Annotated in this window: 18 protein-coding genes; 9 read left to right on the top strand and 9 right to left on the bottom strand. The window is 37.1% G+C overall.

Annotation, left to right across the window (positions count from 1 at the left end; translation table 11 throughout):
* The first annotated feature begins 29 nt into the window (after positions 1–29).
* Together PFY10_03210 and pdeM are read left to right on the top strand one after the other, a co-directional pair.
* Complete coding sequence (locus tag PFY10_03210) at positions 30–2,432, top strand: ligase-associated DNA damage response DEXH box helicase (GenBank protein ID WBV58982.1); 2,403 nt, start codon at positions 30–32, stop codon at positions 2,430–2,432.
* A 109-nt stretch (positions 2,433–2,541) separates the two neighbouring features.
* Positions 2,542–3,186, top strand: coding sequence for a ligase-associated DNA damage response endonuclease PdeM (pdeM, locus tag PFY10_03205; GenBank protein WBV57450.1), 645 nt, complete (start codon positions 2,542–2,544; stop codon positions 3,184–3,186).
* On the opposite strand, the gene PFY10_03200 is transcribed toward pdeM, so the two are convergent.
* Positions 3,183–3,713, bottom strand: a complete 531-nt coding sequence (locus PFY10_03200) for a GNAT family N-acetyltransferase (GenBank protein ID WBV57449.1) — start codon at positions 3,711–3,713, stop codon at positions 3,183–3,185. The genes pdeM and PFY10_03200 overlap by 4 nt on opposite strands.
* Before the next feature lie 166 nt (positions 3,714–3,879).
* On the opposite strand from PFY10_03200, the gene PFY10_03195 reads away from it, so the two are divergent.
* Positions 3,880–4,611: an MBL fold metallo-hydrolase gene (locus tag PFY10_03195; protein WBV57448.1), complete on the top strand. Its 732-nt coding sequence runs from the start codon at positions 3,880–3,882 to the stop codon at positions 4,609–4,611.
* Between the two features lie 6 nt (positions 4,612–4,617).
* On the opposite strand, the gene PFY10_03190 is transcribed toward PFY10_03195, so the two are convergent.
* On the bottom strand, positions 4,618–4,959 hold the full coding sequence (locus PFY10_03190; GenBank protein ID WBV57447.1) for a hypothetical protein: 342 nt from the start codon (positions 4,957–4,959) through the stop codon (positions 4,618–4,620).
* A gap of 562 nt (positions 4,960–5,521) precedes the next feature.
* On the opposite strand from PFY10_03190, the gene PFY10_03185 reads away from it, so the two are divergent.
* Both PFY10_03185 and PFY10_03180 read left to right on the top strand, forming a co-directional pair.
* Positions 5,522–6,115, top strand: a complete 594-nt coding sequence (locus tag PFY10_03185) for a Crp/Fnr family transcriptional regulator (GenBank protein ID WBV57446.1) — start codon at positions 5,522–5,524, stop codon at positions 6,113–6,115.
* Positions 6,116–6,136: 21 nt separating this feature from the next.
* On the top strand, positions 6,137–6,592 hold the full coding sequence (locus PFY10_03180; protein WBV57445.1) for a DNA-binding protein: 456 nt from the start codon (positions 6,137–6,139) through the stop codon (positions 6,590–6,592).
* A gap of 20 nt (positions 6,593–6,612) precedes the next feature.
* Here PFY10_03180 and PFY10_03175 read toward each other — a convergent pair whose 3' ends face one another.
* The 3 genes from PFY10_03175 to PFY10_03165 all read right to left on the bottom strand — a co-directional run bounded on the left by PFY10_03175 (position 6,613) and on the right by PFY10_03165 (position 9,676).
* A complete protein-coding gene (locus PFY10_03175; GenBank protein ID WBV57444.1) occupies positions 6,613–7,503 on the bottom strand; it encodes an MBL fold metallo-hydrolase in 891 nt (296 codons plus the stop codon).
* Between the two features lie 179 nt (positions 7,504–7,682).
* Positions 7,683–8,261: a nucleosidase gene (locus PFY10_03170; protein ID WBV57443.1), complete on the bottom strand. Its 579-nt coding sequence runs from the start codon at positions 8,259–8,261 to the stop codon at positions 7,683–7,685.
* A 185-nt stretch (positions 8,262–8,446) separates the two neighbouring features.
* A complete protein-coding gene (locus PFY10_03165) occupies positions 8,447–9,676 on the bottom strand; it encodes an MFS transporter (GenBank protein WBV57442.1) in 1,230 nt (409 codons plus the stop codon).
* A gap of 186 nt (positions 9,677–9,862) precedes the next feature.
* Here PFY10_03165 and PFY10_03160 point away from each other — a divergent pair, with 186 nt between their 5' ends.
* The 4 genes from PFY10_03160 to PFY10_03145 all read left to right on the top strand — a co-directional run bounded on the left by PFY10_03160 (position 9,863) and on the right by PFY10_03145 (position 11,643).
* Complete coding sequence (locus PFY10_03160; protein ID WBV57441.1) at positions 9,863–10,453, top strand: TetR/AcrR family transcriptional regulator; 591 nt, start codon at positions 9,863–9,865, stop codon at positions 10,451–10,453.
* Between the two features lie 70 nt (positions 10,454–10,523).
* Positions 10,524–10,982: a hypothetical protein gene (locus PFY10_03155; protein ID WBV57440.1), complete on the top strand. Its 459-nt coding sequence runs from the start codon at positions 10,524–10,526 to the stop codon at positions 10,980–10,982.
* Positions 10,983–10,984: 2 nt separating this feature from the next.
* Positions 10,985–11,287: a DUF3817 domain-containing protein gene (locus PFY10_03150; GenBank protein ID WBV57439.1), complete on the top strand. Its 303-nt coding sequence runs from the start codon at positions 10,985–10,987 to the stop codon at positions 11,285–11,287.
* Complete coding sequence (locus PFY10_03145; protein ID WBV57438.1) at positions 11,284–11,643, top strand: rhodanese-like domain-containing protein; 360 nt, start codon at positions 11,284–11,286, stop codon at positions 11,641–11,643. Before PFY10_03150 ends, PFY10_03145 begins: the two co-directional genes overlap by 4 nt.
* A 52-nt stretch (positions 11,644–11,695) precedes the next feature.
* Here PFY10_03145 and PFY10_03140 read toward each other — a convergent pair whose 3' ends face one another.
* The 4 genes from PFY10_03140 to PFY10_03125 form a co-directional block, all read right to left on the bottom strand.
* The gene (locus tag PFY10_03140) at positions 11,696–12,340 is read right to left on the bottom strand and encodes an NAD(P)-binding domain-containing protein (GenBank protein ID WBV57437.1); all 645 of its coding nucleotides are present in this window, start codon (positions 12,338–12,340) and stop codon (positions 11,696–11,698) included.
* Between the two features lie 90 nt (positions 12,341–12,430).
* Positions 12,431–13,039 (bottom strand): Crp/Fnr family transcriptional regulator, encoded by a 609-nt coding sequence (locus PFY10_03135; GenBank protein WBV57436.1) that lies wholly within the window; start codon positions 13,037–13,039, stop codon positions 12,431–12,433.
* A gap of 138 nt (positions 13,040–13,177) precedes the next feature.
* Positions 13,178–14,134 (bottom strand): nitrilase family protein, encoded by a 957-nt coding sequence (locus PFY10_03130; GenBank protein WBV57435.1) that lies wholly within the window; start codon positions 14,132–14,134, stop codon positions 13,178–13,180.
* A 177-nt stretch (positions 14,135–14,311) separates the two neighbouring features.
* A complete protein-coding gene (locus PFY10_03125; protein WBV57434.1) occupies positions 14,312–15,106 on the bottom strand; it encodes an AraC family transcriptional regulator in 795 nt (264 codons plus the stop codon).
* Positions 15,107–15,223: the final 117 nt, after the last annotated feature.

Genomic DNA, 15,223 nt, shown 5'->3' with positions numbered 1-15,223 from the left:
CCAACGGATTTAAGGTTATCCAGCAATGGATGGCTGAAAAAGGTAATACCCCATTTAAATTCCAAACGGATACCTGGTGGAAATTTGGAAATGGATACAGCGGAATGGTTATTGCGCCTACGGGATTTGGTAAGACCTATTCCGTGTTTTTGGCGTTAATTACAGATTTTCTTAATCATCCTGAGAAATTTAAAAAAGGACTTAAAATGATCTGGATCACTCCTCTCCGATCCCTTTCCAAAGATATTGCTAAAGCCATGGAAGAAGCTATCAATGAAATCGGGTTGGATTGGACAGTAGGTGTCAGAAATGGTGACACTGATCCTAAAACCAGACAGCAGCAGGTAAAAAATATGCCTGAAATCCTTGTCGTAACACCGGAAAGTTTACATCTGCTTCTGGGACAGAAAAATCATGTTAGATTCTTCCAGAATCTTCACTGTATTGCTGTAGATGAATGGCATGAGCTGCTGGGATCCAAAAGAGGTGTGATGGTGGAACTGGGAATTTCGCAGGTCAGAAAATATGCTCCAACACTAAAGATCTGGGGAATTACCGCAACAATAGGCAATCTTGAAGAAGCAATGGATGTTCTGATACCGTATGATGTAAAAAAAGTGAAGATCACGGCTAAACAACATAAAAAGATCGATATCATTCCTGTGTTTCCGGATGAAGTTGAAATTTTACCGTGGGCTGGACATCTCGGGGCTAAACTGGCAGATAAAATTGTTCCCATCATTCTGGAATCCAAATCTACCATTGTTTTTACGAATACCCGGAGCCAGAGTGAAATGTGGTATCAGCTGCTTTTAAATGCATATCCTGATTTTGCCGGGCAAATTGCCATTCACCATAGTTCCATAGATGCTCATTTAAGGATCTGGATTGAAGAAAACTTAAGTAACGGCAAATTAAAGGCTGTTGTTTCTACTTCATCTTTAGATTTAGGTATCGACTTTAAACCTGTTGATACAGTGATCCAGATAGGATCAGCAAAAGGAGTCGCAAGATTTCTGCAACGGGCAGGAAGAAGCGGACACTCCCCTTTTGAAACTTCAAAAATATATTGTGTTCCTACCCATTCCCTGGAGCTGATCGAGGTGGCAGCATTGAAGGAAGCCGTCAAACAGAAAGTTATAGAGCCCAGGGAACCTCAGGTTTTGTGTTTTGACGTATTGGTTCAGTTCCTGATGACTTTAGCTGTAGGTGATGGTTTCTACCCTGACGAAACCTATCAGAGAATTAAAAACATTTATACTTTCCAGGAAATAAGGGATGAAGAATGGCAGGCTATAATAGATTTTCTTACCATTGGCGGCAGTGCTCTGAAAAGTTATGAGGAGTTTCATAAGGTAGTTATTATGGAAGATGGTTTGTTTAAAGTTACTTCCCGCAAAATAGCTATGCTGCACAGAATGAACATGGGAGCGATTGTAAGTGATGCCATGCTGAAAGTGAAATTTATTTCCGGAGGCTATATCGGAATGGTTGAGGAATATTTTATTTCAAAGCTTAAAAAAGAAGAGAAGTTCATTTTGGCTGGAAGAGTTCTTGAGGTAGCAATGGTGAAGGATATGACCGTTTATGTACGGTTGGCAAAGGGAAAAGCTCTGGCTCCGAGCTATCTTGGAGGAAGGTTGCCTTTAAGTTCAAATCTGGGGCATTTCTTAAGGGAAAAACTTTCCGGTGCATTGAATCCTTCATCTTCGGAAAAAGAGCTGAAATTTTTACATCCATTATTGGTTAATCAGGAAAAAAGGTCCCATATACCGAGAGAAGATGAGTTTCTGGTAGAACTTATTAAAAACAGAGAAGGTTATCATTTGTTTATGTACCCTTTTGAGGGACGTTTAGTCCACGAAGTGATGGCTGCCCTGATCGCTTTCAGGATTTCAAAACTGGCTCCCATTTCATTTTCAATGGCCATGAACGATTACGGATTTGAATTGTTCAGTGATAAGGAGATTCCGATACATGAAGATAATCTGCAAAAGATCCTGACCCGGGATAATCTTATGGTTGATGTAATATCGAGTATTAATTCGGCTGAAATGGCCCGGCGAAAATTCAGGGATATTGCCGTGATCTCCGGAATGGTGATTCAGAATTTTCCGGGACAACAAAGATCGAACAAAGCTTTGCAAAGCTCAGCAGGCCTTATTTTTAAAGTACTCGAAGACTATGATCCCAATCACTTCCTTGTTCGTCAGGCCTATACGGAAGTCTTCAACATGCAGCTTCAGGAGCAAAGGCTCGTGGAAGCTTTTAAGAGAATAGAAAAATCAAAGATTGTTTTAAAATATTCCAATACTTTTACCCCTTTAAGCTTTCCTATTAAAGTTGACAGTCTTCGTCAGACGCTTTCAAGTGAAGGGTTAGATACGAGGATACAAAAGCTGATACAACAGGCGACTAAGGGAAGAAAATAGAAAAAGAGAGTAAATAGAGCAAAGAAAAAAGAGAAAAGAGAAAAGACCGGAATAATCTTTAACTTTGCCTCTAACCTCTAACCTCTAACCTCTAACCTCTAACAAATAAATGAACATCGCCACAAAAAACGTAACCATTCAATCTGAAATCTTCACCTTAACCAATCAGCGCGCTGTATTTTGGAAAAAAGAGAAAGCACTGATTTTATCAGATCTTCACATCGGGAAAACAGCCCATTTCAGAAAAAATGGAATTGCTTTGGCGAACCATATAATGAAAAGTGATCTGGAGCGTCTTTCTGTGCTGATTGCTTATTTTCAGCCTGAAAAATTTATCATGGTAGGCGATCTGCTTCATGCCGGAAATAATTCTGATGTGGATGAATTCTGTGCATGGAAAAATCAATACCCGGATCTGAAATTCTATCTTGTGGAAGGAAATCATGACCGGATTTCCAAAGTGCTGGATGAAAAATTATGTCTTGATTTTAAAGCCAATGTGCTTGAATTAGGAGATATCCTGTTTATTCATGATTTCGACAATTCGAATCCGAAGTTCCAGATTACAGGGCATATCCATCCGGGATTTGTCATCAGTTCTCCGGTTAAAAACATCCGTCTTCCATGTTTTGTAAAAACATCCGGGCAGTTGCTTCTTCCGGCTTACAGTGAATTTACCGGATTAGATACAAAGAATCTTCCTAAAGGAGGAAAATTCTTTGTTTTTACCGATGCCGAGATCTATGAAATTTAAAATTGTTTATTCAATGTTTTCTTCATCATAAGATCTGTCTGTTCTTCATTGCCTAAACGGAAAATATGTTTGTCAAATTCCTCAAAACCGTTCTTTTTATAAAAACTAACAGCCCTATGGTTTTCTTCCCATACGCCAAGCCAGATATAAGCCTTATTTAGCTCTTGGGCAGTGTTTAATGCTTTTTCATAAAGAAGCTGACCCACTTTTTTACCGTGATGGCTACTCTTTACATAGATTCTTTCAATTTCAAGTGACGAATGGTCCTGTAGCTCAGTCTGTGCAGTTCCAGAATTCAGTTTCAGATATCCGATCGGGTTATCTTCTTCCCATGCAATAAAAAAATAAGATTCGAGATTATTCAATTCATCAGTCAGTTTTTCTTTATTAAAACTTTTTTCAAGATAAAGATCCATTTCTTCTTTGGAATTGCTTGCTGCAAAGGTTTCCGAAAAAGTTTCTTTTCCGAGGATCTGCAGGATATCCAGGTCTTCCGGAAATGCTTTATTGAGTATTATCGAGCTCATATTTACTGTTGCTTATTACTAATCGTAAAATTACAAATAGATTATAAAAAGGGATGGATACAGAGTTGATAAAAATTGACATTTTTGATAATAACATTGGTTTTACCGATAGTTTGTATTGAAAATAAAGTTTTCAATATTTACAAATATTCAGGAAATTTGCAACATGAAAATCATTCCACTAAAAGAAGGTAATTTTGTAGCCAGCCCAACCAAAGACTTCAGTCTTTTAACCACGGGGAAAATTGATCTTACCCAAGGAATAAAAATGGCTGTACAACCTTTTCTGATCATTACTAAAAACGATTATATTCTGCTTGATACCGGATTGGGCTGGAAAAATCAAACAGGAAAAATGGTTATTTTAGACATTCTGGAGAAAGAAAATATCAGCCGTCATCAGATTACCAAAGTCCTGCTCTCCCATTTACATAAAGATCATATCGAAGGAGCGATCAGACACCTTGAAACCGGCTTTGAGGCTACTTTCCCCAATGCTGACCTATATATCCAGAAGCGTGAATTGGAATATGCACGTGAAAATACCGGAAATCCATCGTTTGATTTCGATACCTTAGATAAGCTTGTTCAATTACCCAATATCGTCTGGATGGATGATGATAAAGGCAGCATTACCAATGAAATTTCTTACCAAGTGGTTGGAGGACATACTCCTTTTATGCAGGTTTTCTGGATCAATGAGGATGGGCAAACGGCCTTTTATGGTGCTGACGATTTGCCACAGGAAGCCTATCTGCACTATCATCTCGCTTATAAAAGCGATTTTGATGGCAGAAAAGCTATGGAATTACGACAAGACTGGCAAAAGCAAGCCGAAGAAAAACATTGGAATATATTACTGTATCACGATCTTGATAAAACTTCTATACAGTTCTAAATCCTCCTATAAATCATTAAACCACTTGTAAATGTCTGTTTCAGAGGGAATGAACAGCTTTTTTCTGATTCTGTTTTTCCTGTTCTGGATGGCTTTTGGCGTTACAAAAGTATAGGTTGCAATCTCTTTTGTTGATAAATTCAGTTTTAGATAAACACAAAAAATCAATTCCGAATTTTTTAAATCGGGTTGTATAAGGGATATTTTTTCAAAGAAATTGGGATAAACTAATCTGAATTTATTCAATAGACGTGGAGAATTTTCTTTGGCTAATGCTATAATTTCGTCTTGAGCAAAAAATTTTTCGTTTAAATCTTCTAAATTAAATCCAGGTTTTTCGTTTTTCATAATATTTTTCTCATCTCTACTAGTTTCTGCAACGTTATCATTTTATTACACTGCTACAGAGTTTAATACGCTTTCTCACTATTATTTTTAATACATTTAGAATCTTCTGATTGTTATTGAAAACAATAGGAACACCATTAATTTTTTAGACTGAACTATTTTTTACAATTCCTTCATACCTTTAAAAATAAAGTTTGCTTTAACAAAGACAAAGAAAGAAAAAATGATTAAATTTTTGTTAAATTAAAATACCACATAGATACCACGCGAGTCTCTCTATAGTGCCAGTCAGATTTATTTTTAGTGTTTTTTCCAGATTCCGCATTTTTTAAGTGAGAATTCAAATGTACACTGCTTCACTCATTACTTTTTATGATCATGATCAATGTTTTTCTATTTTGTTATAGCAGCATGTTTCCACATACCGACAAATAAAATACGTGGTACTGATGTGGTACGTGATTTTTAGGAAATTACCGAAAATTAGTCTCTCTTTACTAAACAAAGGTAGCGGCTACCTTACCAGCATATTTAATTTTTAACCTTATAAGCTGATATTACCATGATAAATGAAAATCTATTGCTTTCCTATGGAGCAGAAGTTAAAAATTATAAATCAGGCGACACGATATTCCGGGAAGGAGAACTTGCACTACATTACTACCAAATTATTAAAGGAAAAATAAAACTCAATAATTATACGGAAGACGGAAAAGAATTCATTCAGAATATTTTTTCGGATGGGAATAGCTTTGGAGAATCCATTTTGTTTGTCGATAAGCCCTATCCCATGAACGCGGAATCCCTCACCCCCTCCACAGTCCTCAAACTCTCTAAATCGGATTTTTTAATTTTAATGAAAGAAAATCCTGAAGTTTCCAACAATATTTACCAGTGTATGGCAGAACGGATGTATTACAAATATGTTATGTTGTATAATCTTTCCGTTCAAAATCCCGCTTCCAAATTAAAACTCTTAATGGATTATCTTAAAAGCTATGACGAAAATAAGACACCGTATTCTTTTCAAATCCCTTTAACCAGGCAACAATTGGCTTCTTTAACAGGGCTTCGTGTAGAAACTGTAATTCGTGTTATAAAAAATATGGAAAAAGAAAATGAATTAAAAATTGTGAACCGAAAAATTTTCTATTAATTTTAAGCAAAACTAACTATCATGAATTCACAAATTGTTACCGGCAATCTATGGACCGCTCACAGAATTGAAGATTACTACATTGTAAAGCTTCAGGACAAAGCAGATGTTCTGGATGCTTTAAATGATTTTGTCTCGTATGAAAGGATCAAATCAGGAAATTTTTCGGGTGTAGGAATCGTCAAAGAGATGACCCTTCGCTTTTTAGAGCCTATTGTAAAGAAGTATTTATATACCCATTTAAATAATCCCATAGAAATTCAGAATATTTCAGGAGCTGTTTCAGATCACGAAGGAAAAATATCCGTTTCCTTGAATGCTACCCTCGAATGGAGAAATGAAACCACATTATCGGGTCAGCTGATTGATGCTAAAGTGCATGGTTGTACGGAATTCCTGTTTTATTCTGCAGATGACCGGATAATCACCGATGAGTTTCTGGACCTCTGCCATACCAGCTTCTGGAGTTTTAATTAATTGTATTATCCAAAAATACTTCAGATCCTTATTGAATAGGGATCTGATTGTGCTTTCGGAATCCATTGCCAGCCTTTTTCGGTTTTCCCGATATATCCTATCCCTGGCCACGGAAGATGGCAGGTGGTCACTAAAGTATTATTGGAAGAACAACTTTCTAAAATCCGTTTTCTGGTAGCAACTCCTTCTTCAAAATTAACATCCCATTGGGTGCCCCACTCCGGATGAGCAATGAGCAAAGAAGAATGAACCACATCTACGAGGTGTGTGATAGATTGGTCACCGGAAAATATATGCAATATAATATGCCCGGGTGTATGGCCGGGTGCCAGTTCTGTTTTGATGCATGAGAATAATACATCGCCGGGCTCAAAAATAGTAAGCTCATTTTTAATCGCTCCAAGGATATCGGTCTGTATTTTTCCTGTTGGATAAACAGTCATTTTGCTTTTGGAGAAATCTTTTGCTTCGCTGTTCCAAAAGTTATATTCCGGAGCCGGTATGTGATATTTTGCATTAGGATATCTTCTTCCGCCATCTTCAAAAAGGATTCCCCCGATATGGTCCCTGTGTGCGTGCGTGATCAGGATGTCCGTAACGTCTTCCGGTGAGAACCCTGCTTCCGATAAGCTATTTTGAAGCCAGCCAGCATTTACGGGATCATGATACCCTTCGCCGGTATCCACAAGGATATGACGGTCTCCTCTCTTGATAAAAAGGGTGGTAATAGGCATCTCATATTCAGATCCGGGTAAGTGTAAAGATTTTAAAGCATTCTGTACATTCTCTTCTTCAATTTCAGGAGCTAAAATAGGTTGTGGATTACCTATTCCAAAATATCCGTCCGATACAATATAAACATCCATTTCCCCCATTGGAATATGGATCGATGCGCTATTTTTTGATTTCATTCGCTTTCTGAATTAATATATTCCTATATCAGTTTTCAAAAACTGTTTTAAATAAGAAACACCAGATCATAAGAACTGGTGGTAAATTGATTTACTGTATTGCAAAATTAAATAATTTTACAAATAAAAAAAATACTTTAAATTAAAATTAATCCTTTCTGACAGGCAATTTCTGTTATTTAAAACAACAACTTCCTGAATGCCTCGGCAGCAAGATGTACCTGTACCGACCAGTCGTCAGCAGCATCACTGCCAGCATCATCCGAAATATATTTCAAACTTAGAAAAGGAATTTCCTCCTTCATCGCAATCAATGCCAGAGGATAAGCTTCCATATCCACTACATTATAATCTGTTTCTATATGATCCATTTCAAAGCTGTCACCACTTCCGCATATCCCCTGTTGTACTCCATCCATTTTCAATCCGTATTCGAGGACAGGTGGAATTCCCGATAACGGAGTCTCATATTTTTTAAACCCAAGACCTCTTACGTCCATATCGCGCTGGATAAATTTTGTGCAACAAACAATTTCTCCTTTACCGAATGTTTTGCTCCCTGCTGAACCCAGATTAACAATTAGCTTCGGCTTTCTGGAATGGATTTCCCTGGTGAGTGCTGAGGCAGCATTCACCTTTCCTATTCCGGTGATCAGTTTATGGGTATCATTAAAAAGATCTGCGGCTTCAGATTCCAGTGCGAAAACAAAAAGGGTGCCTTCTAACGGATATGTATGCTCAGAATTAATTGCTATCATGAGTAATAATTTTTAGAAATAACGGATGCAAATGTATTTATTAAAAAGCATATAAAAAATCTGTGCAGATGGTTTTTTGCTTAAACTGTTCAAAACATAGTTAGATTTGGTGTTGCATGTAAAGACTCATCCCAAAAGGGTTGAGTCTTTTTATACGGATAAACAGTTAATCGTTTTTCCACCAATTATTTCAACAGTTTTTTTCCAAGGCGAATGCTGTATAATGTAATCATTACTGTAATCACAAGGAATAAAGCTCCGATCCATGGTGTACTTCCTATTCCTAAAGATGATGTTACAATAAGACCACCTGAATAGGATCCTATCGCAATTCCGATATTAAAGGCGGCAATATTAATGCCTGACGCCACATCCTGTGTTCCCGGAAGTTCCTTTTCTGCAATCTGAACGACTAAAAGCTGTAATCCGGGAACACTGGCAAAAGATAATGCTCCGAGGAAGAATAAGGTTATAATACTTAAAACCGGACTGTGAACCGTAAAGTAAAAAAGAAATAAAACCAGACCTTGTGCTATAAACATCCATAATAATGCTTTCAGGGGATTTTTGTTAGCTAACCTTCCTCCGATAAGATTTCCCAGAGCAATAGCAATTCCATAAATCAGTAAGATCAACGTTACAACAGATTCTTTCAGCCCTGTAATTTCCTGCAAAATTGGTGATAGATAAGTGAAAACGACAAAGGTTCCGCCATATCCCATAGCTGTCATTAAAAAGGCAAAAATTAAACGTTTATTGGTAAGTACTTTTAACTGTTGTTGTAAAGAAGCTGTTTTTCCATTTTGTAAATGGGCAGGCACAAGAATCATACTGGCCAATAACCCGATAATTCCTAAAATAGCGACTCCGATAAAAGTTGCCCGCCAGCCAAAATGCTGTCCGATAAACGTTCCGAGTGGAACACCGGTAACAATGGCTAAAGTGAGGCCTGCAAACATAATCGATATTGCCGTAGCTCTTTTTTCCTCAGGAACTAAAGATGCTGCGATCGTAGATCCGATAGAAAAGTAGACTCCGTGAGCAAATCCTGTTAAAATTCTGGCTAAAATTAATGTAATAAATCCAGGGGCTATTGAAGCTAATCCATTTCCGATAACGAATAGGATCATAATGGAGATCAAAAGCGTTTTGCGGGGTACCTTACCTGTTAAAGCTGTCAAAACGGGAGCTCCTATGGCTACTCCTATAGCATACAAGCTTACCAATAAGCCTGCTGAAGGAATGGAAATACCTAAATCTCCTGCTACTGTTGGTAAAAGACCTACGATAACGAATTCTGTAGTTCCGATTCCAAATGCACTGATCGTTAATGCCCATAGTGCAGCAGGAAGGCCTTTTTTTATCTTTTGGGTGACTGTTTTGTCGGAAACAGCTATTTCATTCTGATGATTCATTGTATTATGTTTTTGGTTGTTCTTTTAACAGGACAAAGTTCCGATGAAATTCTGTATTATGAAAATTAGTTAAATAGTAGTTATTTATTATAATTATAATAGTTTAGAGGTTGAATTTAACCGGATCCGAATTTGTAATGATGAAAAAATATTGTTTATTTGTAGAAAAATACCGGTTAGTATCTAATGAAAAAATCTGAAGCCACCCGACTAAACATTCTCCAGAAAGCATTTGAACTGATTTATTCCAATGGATATCAGACAACAAGCGTAGACGAGATCATAGCAACCACCCAGGTTACAAAGGGAGCTTTTTATTATCATTTCAAAACAAAAGATGAAATGGGGTTGGCCATCATCAATGAATTGATGAAAACTACCTTTCAGGACACTTTTATTGCTCCCTTTAAAAATACGGATGATCCATTGGATGCTGTATATCAATTAATGTATTCCCTTCTGATGGATAATGAATTTTTAAAAGTACAATACGGTTGCCCTGCTTCGAATTTCACACAAGAAATGGCTCCATGGAATATAGAATTCACAAAAGCACTGAACAGTTTGTCGGGCCAATGGGAGGAAGCAATGATCCAGGCAATTGATAAAGGCAAAGAAAATGGAATGGTTAGTGAAAAAGCAGATGCTAAAGGAATTGCAGTCTTTGTAATGTCGGGCTATTGGGGAATCCGTAATTTAGGAAAATTAGAAAACAATAAATCAGTTTATCTTGTTTATTTAAAGCAACTTAAGGTTTATTTACAAGGCTTTCAATAATTTTTTTACTTAAAAACATACTAATTAGTATGTTTTTATTATATCTTTGTCTGCGTATTAAAAACTACACATGTACCAGACGCTTACTTTTCTGCATTCCATCTTCCGGTGGTTGGTTTTAATAAGCCTTATATATTCAATATTCAGAGCTTATAAAGGATACCGTTCAAACAGCAAATTCTCTAAAACTGATGATTCCGTGAGACACTGGACAGCAACGATTGCCCATATCCAGCTTTTTCTGGGAATTATACTATACTCCAAAAGCCCTATTGTCTCCTACTTCTGGAAAAATTTCAAGGTAGCTAAAGATACCGGTGACCTGTTATTTTTTGGACTGATCCACATTTCCCTAATGCTGATTTCTATTGTTATGATTACGATTGGCTCTGCCCTGGCAAAACGTAAAGAAACCGACAAGGATAAGTTTAGGACTATACTCTTATGGTTTGGCGTCGGATTGCTTATCATTCTTATCGCGATCCCGTGGCCTTTCTCCCCTCTTGCAAACAGACCTTATTTCAGATAATTATGACAGATTTACTTAAAACCAAAATCGGACGCCTGCGGATCCTTGCTATTCTTGAAGGGATCTCGTTATTAACCCTCGTGTGCATTGCTGTTCCTATGAAGTATGGAATGGAAAATCCTTCTCTAGTAAAAATCATGGGACCGGTTCACGGTTCTCTGTTTCTGCTTTTTCTTTTTAATACCCTGAGTGTAGGGGTTGAACAGCACTGGAAATTTAAAGAGACAACATGGAAAGTCTTAATAGCTTGCTTTATTCCTTTCGGAACCTTTTATATTGATAAAAAAATACTAAGCAAGCTATGAAAAACCTTCTTATTTTCTGGGGAATTTTGCTTGGGATTTATGTCATCTACCGGGTCTACAGATACCAGACTCTGGACAATGGTTTGCCCCAACTTATTAAAAACGGAGCCGTTATCCTGGATGTACGGACGGAGAAAGAATATGAAACCGGCCATATTAATGGTTCCGTCAATATTTCTTTAGGAACAATAAGGGAAAGGTATATCGAATTAGATCCCAATAAAACGTATATCACCGTATGCTCGCATGGGCTCAGAAGTGTAAAAGCTGAAAGTATTTTAAAAGAAAGGGGATTTCTAAAAGTTTATAATGGTGGAGCGTGGAGTGACTTGGAGAAGACCTTGAAACCGGATTAAAAAAAATCGAAAAGGTCCAAAAAGATCTTTTCGATTTAATATTTTAAAATTTTTATACTTTCTGCTTTGCCTCAGATAAGGTAACCAGTTTTCCCAAAGCACCGAATTCATGAAGGTCGCCAAATACTTCTATCCTGATCGATTGATCGATCCCTCCTACTCTTAATGCGTCATAGCCGGTATCATGAATTAGCTTTTCTACCTGAGGATCGATACTGGTATCGTCTGTAGCATAGAATAAGACTGCTTTTTCAGGAGATTGATATGCTGCGTTGGACAACGTTTCGGCACCTAAGGTTCCCAGTGCTTTAACTAATTTTGCACCATGAGGAAGATAAGATGCATTGATTTCTCCTGCTGATTCATTTTCTCCGATAACCTTCTTGAATCCTCCACTTTCTGCGGGAGCAATCGGATTGGACGGATCAACGATGATTTTACCCTCCAGATCTGCGGAATAGTCTTTCATAAATCCACTGATGGTCCCAAAAGGAATAGCAAGGACTAGAATATCTGCATTTTTTACAGCACCTGGAATATCACTTGGTTCAGCATTCCATTTTTCAGAAAGTTCCTTTGCTTTTTCTAAATTACGATCTGCAGCAATAAATGAGGTATTGGACTTTGAAAGATTTCCTGCTACTGCCTGACCGATATTTCCCAAGCCGATTACGGCTACTTTTGATGATGTTGTCATGATGATTTCTTTTTAAATTGATAAGACAAATATCCATCGAAAAATGTTCTGTTTCCAATGAACTGCATCAAGAAATACGATTGATCTGGTTTAAGATTTTGATTTTACCAGTCTGTTTCTGAGTCTGCTGAGAAATTCAGGTGTAATCCCTAAAAAAGATGCAATCTGTGTTTGTGACAGTCGATTAGATAAATGGGAATACGTGTGCATAAAGAAAAGATATCGTTCTTCTGCCGTAGAACTTATGCTTTGCAACAATCTGTTTTGTAATGTAATAAAACTGTTTTCCAGCAAAACCCTGAAGATTCTGTCAAATTTAGGAGCATTTGTATACAAAGTAACTAAATCCTCCCGGGTGATCTGCAAAAGCATGGTATCCTCCAAGGCATCAATATTAAGTTCTGAAGGCTGTTTCTTATGAAAACTTCCAATATCATTGATCCACCAGTTTTCTGCAGCAAATTGGATAATATGAGTATGGCCTTTTTCATCTACCTTATACATCCTGAGACATCCCCGGACCACAAAATTAAAGTGAGTACAATGATCTCCTGCCTGAAGAACATATTGCTTTTTCCTGTATAATCTGGGCTTGAAAAGTTCAGTTACAAGTAGGCGTTCCTCAGCATTTAAAGGAATGCGTTGGTTAAAATAATCAATTAATGGCTCTACTGAATCTTGTCCGGGATTTTCTTTCATAAAATGGATTTGTATGACAAATTTACTATTCCTTTGCTAATTTTATCCATTGATCAGCAATATTTAAGGAAATCATAATTCTTATTCAGTGAGTCCCGCATATTCCGGCAATAATACAACTGTGCAAATCCGTAGATTTTAGTCATTTTCAGGATGTAACCAGATTACTTTCTGATCAGGCTGATGCTCGCGTCCAATGATATCCCGGTACAGATCGGGCCGTCTCGCTTTAATATACCGGTGTCCTCCTGACTGGAAGAGTTTTTCAGAAGTAATCAAAGCGGTTGTAAAGCTATCTTCAAATGAGCGGCATTCTGCCAGAACATCTCCAAAAGGATCAATGATCATGGAGCAGCCATTTTTCAGCTGGTCATCATCCATTCCTATGGGATTGGAGAAAATAACGTAGATACCATTGTCATAAGCTCGTGCGGGCAGCCATTTCATAAGCCAGTCGCGTCCTTTCATTCCATCAAACTCAAGGCGTAATGAAGTGGGGTCGGCTTCCCGGTTTTTCCAAAGTTGAGCATCTACAAAACCGGCTCCCGGTCTTGAGGAGGGTGTACACATGGTAACATGAGGCATAAAAATAATATCTGCTCCTAAAAGTCTGGTAGCCCTTACGTTTTCAATAATATTATTATCATAGCAGATCAAAATTCCGCATTTCCATCCATGAATATTAAAAATACAGTATTCCTGTCCCGGACTAAGATGGGGATTGATGAAAGGATGCAGTTTCCTGTATTTCGCTATCAATCCGTTCTTATCGACACAAACGTAGGCCTTGAACAGGTTATCATGCTCATCTTTTTCAAAAAGACCGGCTAATATGGTAATGTTAAATTTCCCTGCGATTTCCTTTAGTTTCTGTATACTTTTGCCTTTCGGAATGAATTCGGCAATATCGAGCATTTGTTCCCTGTTTAGTTTTCGGGCAAATGTATATCCTGTGATTGAACATTCGTGAAAGGCAATAACGTGTGAACCTTTATGAGCAGCTTCCTCGCTTAGCTTTTCTATGACTGAAAGATTGTATTCTTTATCTCCACTTTTGTTTTCGAATTGCGCGCTTGAAATTTTTAGATTGGTCATATTTTTTTTCAGCAAAGCTATAAGCTTGAAGTATTCCGGAATTGTAAAAATCCGCCATTTCTCTGTGGCGTTTTTATCTTAAAATAAAATTAATAGTTAAAAAAAACACGTTCATTATATCCAGCGAGTAGAAAATGAATTGTTACTGTTTTTTATTTATTGTGCTTTAAATTGGGTTCAATGAAGCTCTATAAAATTAACGGCTAATTTATTCTTCGTTGTAAGATATTGTCCGGGAGTCAGGCCAATGATGTTTTTAAAATCTTTGATCAGATGTGACTGATCAGTATACCCTGCTTCATAAGAAAGACTTGTCATGGTGGTGTTTTCAGTGGTATTCTTCATAAGACTCAAAAAGTGATGAAGCCGTATGATGGTATTGTACCTCTTAGGAGATATCCCAATATGGTTTTCAAATGTCCTTTTGATATGCCTTTCGGAATATCCCGTAAAGCGTTCGAGCTTTTTTAATGATACCGTTCCTTTATTTTGTAAAAGATATTGCTGGGCTTTTATCAGCCAAAGCTCAGACATATTTTTTTTGGAAATCAATTTTAAGAAGAAGAGATCCAAAGCATTGATTATCGATTGCGGATCATCTTTTTTATAAAGACTTTCCTGGAATGGTAGGAGCTGATTTTTTAAAATATCAGTTGCAGAAATGATTTCATTTTTAGTTTCTTTAGCAGGCACACCAAAAAGAAGATTGAAAAAATAGGGCTGGAAAACGACTGCCAATAAAGAAAACTCCCCTTTTGTATAAAGATCTTTGTAGACAGTTGGCTGACCATAAAAAAAAGATGAGGGCAGGCTTTGCTTTGAACTATCGGACATATTCATATCGGGTGATAGGATAAGCCCTGTATTCCCGTCAGCAAATAAACGCAGGTCTTTATGATCTTTTTCAGTGTTTTTTAAAAAGATGTAATGTTTGATAAAACCGGATAATTGACTGGAAGGAGAAACCTGCATGATCCAAAATTAGGTAAAAATAACTAATAAAATATGCCATCCCGGAAACGGGGTATCCAATTTACATAGTCTGCTGCAAGAGTTTGAATGATGAAAACAAGCAATTAAAGCCTTTAT

It is taken from the genome of Chryseobacterium daecheongense (assembly GCA_027920525.1).
GTDB classification, from domain to species: domain Bacteria; phylum Bacteroidota; class Bacteroidia; order Flavobacteriales; family Weeksellaceae; genus Chryseobacterium; species Chryseobacterium proteolyticum.
The sequence above is the reverse complement of the archived record's forward strand: the minus strand, read 5'-3'. Positions and strand labels throughout refer to the sequence as shown.

Coding starts and splice junctions, on each gene's coding strand:
- PFY10_03210 (WBV58982.1), top strand. CDS start 30: ATGGCTGAAAAAGGTAATACCCCATTTAAATTCCAAACGGATACCTGG.
- pdeM (WBV57450.1), top strand. CDS start 2,542: ATGAACATCGCCACAAAAAACGTAACCATTCAATCTGAAATCTTCACC.
- PFY10_03200 (WBV57449.1), bottom strand. CDS start 3,713: ATGAGCTCGATAATACTCAATAAAGCATTTCCGGAAGACCTGGATATC.
- PFY10_03195 (WBV57448.1), top strand. CDS start 3,880: ATGAAAATCATTCCACTAAAAGAAGGTAATTTTGTAGCCAGCCCAACC.
- PFY10_03190 (WBV57447.1), bottom strand. CDS start 4,959: ATGAAAAACGAAAAACCTGGATTTAATTTAGAAGATTTAAACGAAAAA.
- PFY10_03185 (WBV57446.1), top strand. CDS start 5,522: ATGATAAATGAAAATCTATTGCTTTCCTATGGAGCAGAAGTTAAAAAT.
- PFY10_03180 (WBV57445.1), top strand. CDS start 6,137: ATGAATTCACAAATTGTTACCGGCAATCTATGGACCGCTCACAGAATT.
- PFY10_03175 (WBV57444.1), bottom strand. CDS start 7,503: ATGAAATCAAAAAATAGCGCATCGATCCATATTCCAATGGGGGAAATG.
- PFY10_03170 (WBV57443.1), bottom strand. CDS start 8,261: ATGATAGCAATTAATTCTGAGCATACATATCCGTTAGAAGGCACCCTT.
- PFY10_03165 (WBV57442.1), bottom strand. CDS start 9,676: ATGAATCATCAGAATGAAATAGCTGTTTCCGACAAAACAGTCACCCAA.
- PFY10_03160 (WBV57441.1), top strand. CDS start 9,863: ATGAAAAAATCTGAAGCCACCCGACTAAACATTCTCCAGAAAGCATTT.
- PFY10_03155 (WBV57440.1), top strand. CDS start 10,524: ATGTACCAGACGCTTACTTTTCTGCATTCCATCTTCCGGTGGTTGGTT.
- PFY10_03150 (WBV57439.1), top strand. CDS start 10,985: ATGACAGATTTACTTAAAACCAAAATCGGACGCCTGCGGATCCTTGCT.
- PFY10_03145 (WBV57438.1), top strand. CDS start 11,284: ATGAAAAACCTTCTTATTTTCTGGGGAATTTTGCTTGGGATTTATGTC.
- PFY10_03140 (WBV57437.1), bottom strand. CDS start 12,340: ATGACAACATCATCAAAAGTAGCCGTAATCGGCTTGGGAAATATCGGT.
- PFY10_03135 (WBV57436.1), bottom strand. CDS start 13,039: ATGAAAGAAAATCCCGGACAAGATTCAGTAGAGCCATTAATTGATTAT.
- PFY10_03130 (WBV57435.1), bottom strand. CDS start 14,134: ATGACCAATCTAAAAATTTCAAGCGCGCAATTCGAAAACAAAAGTGGA.
- PFY10_03125 (WBV57434.1), bottom strand. CDS start 15,106: ATGCAGGTTTCTCCTTCCAGTCAATTATCCGGTTTTATCAAACATTAC.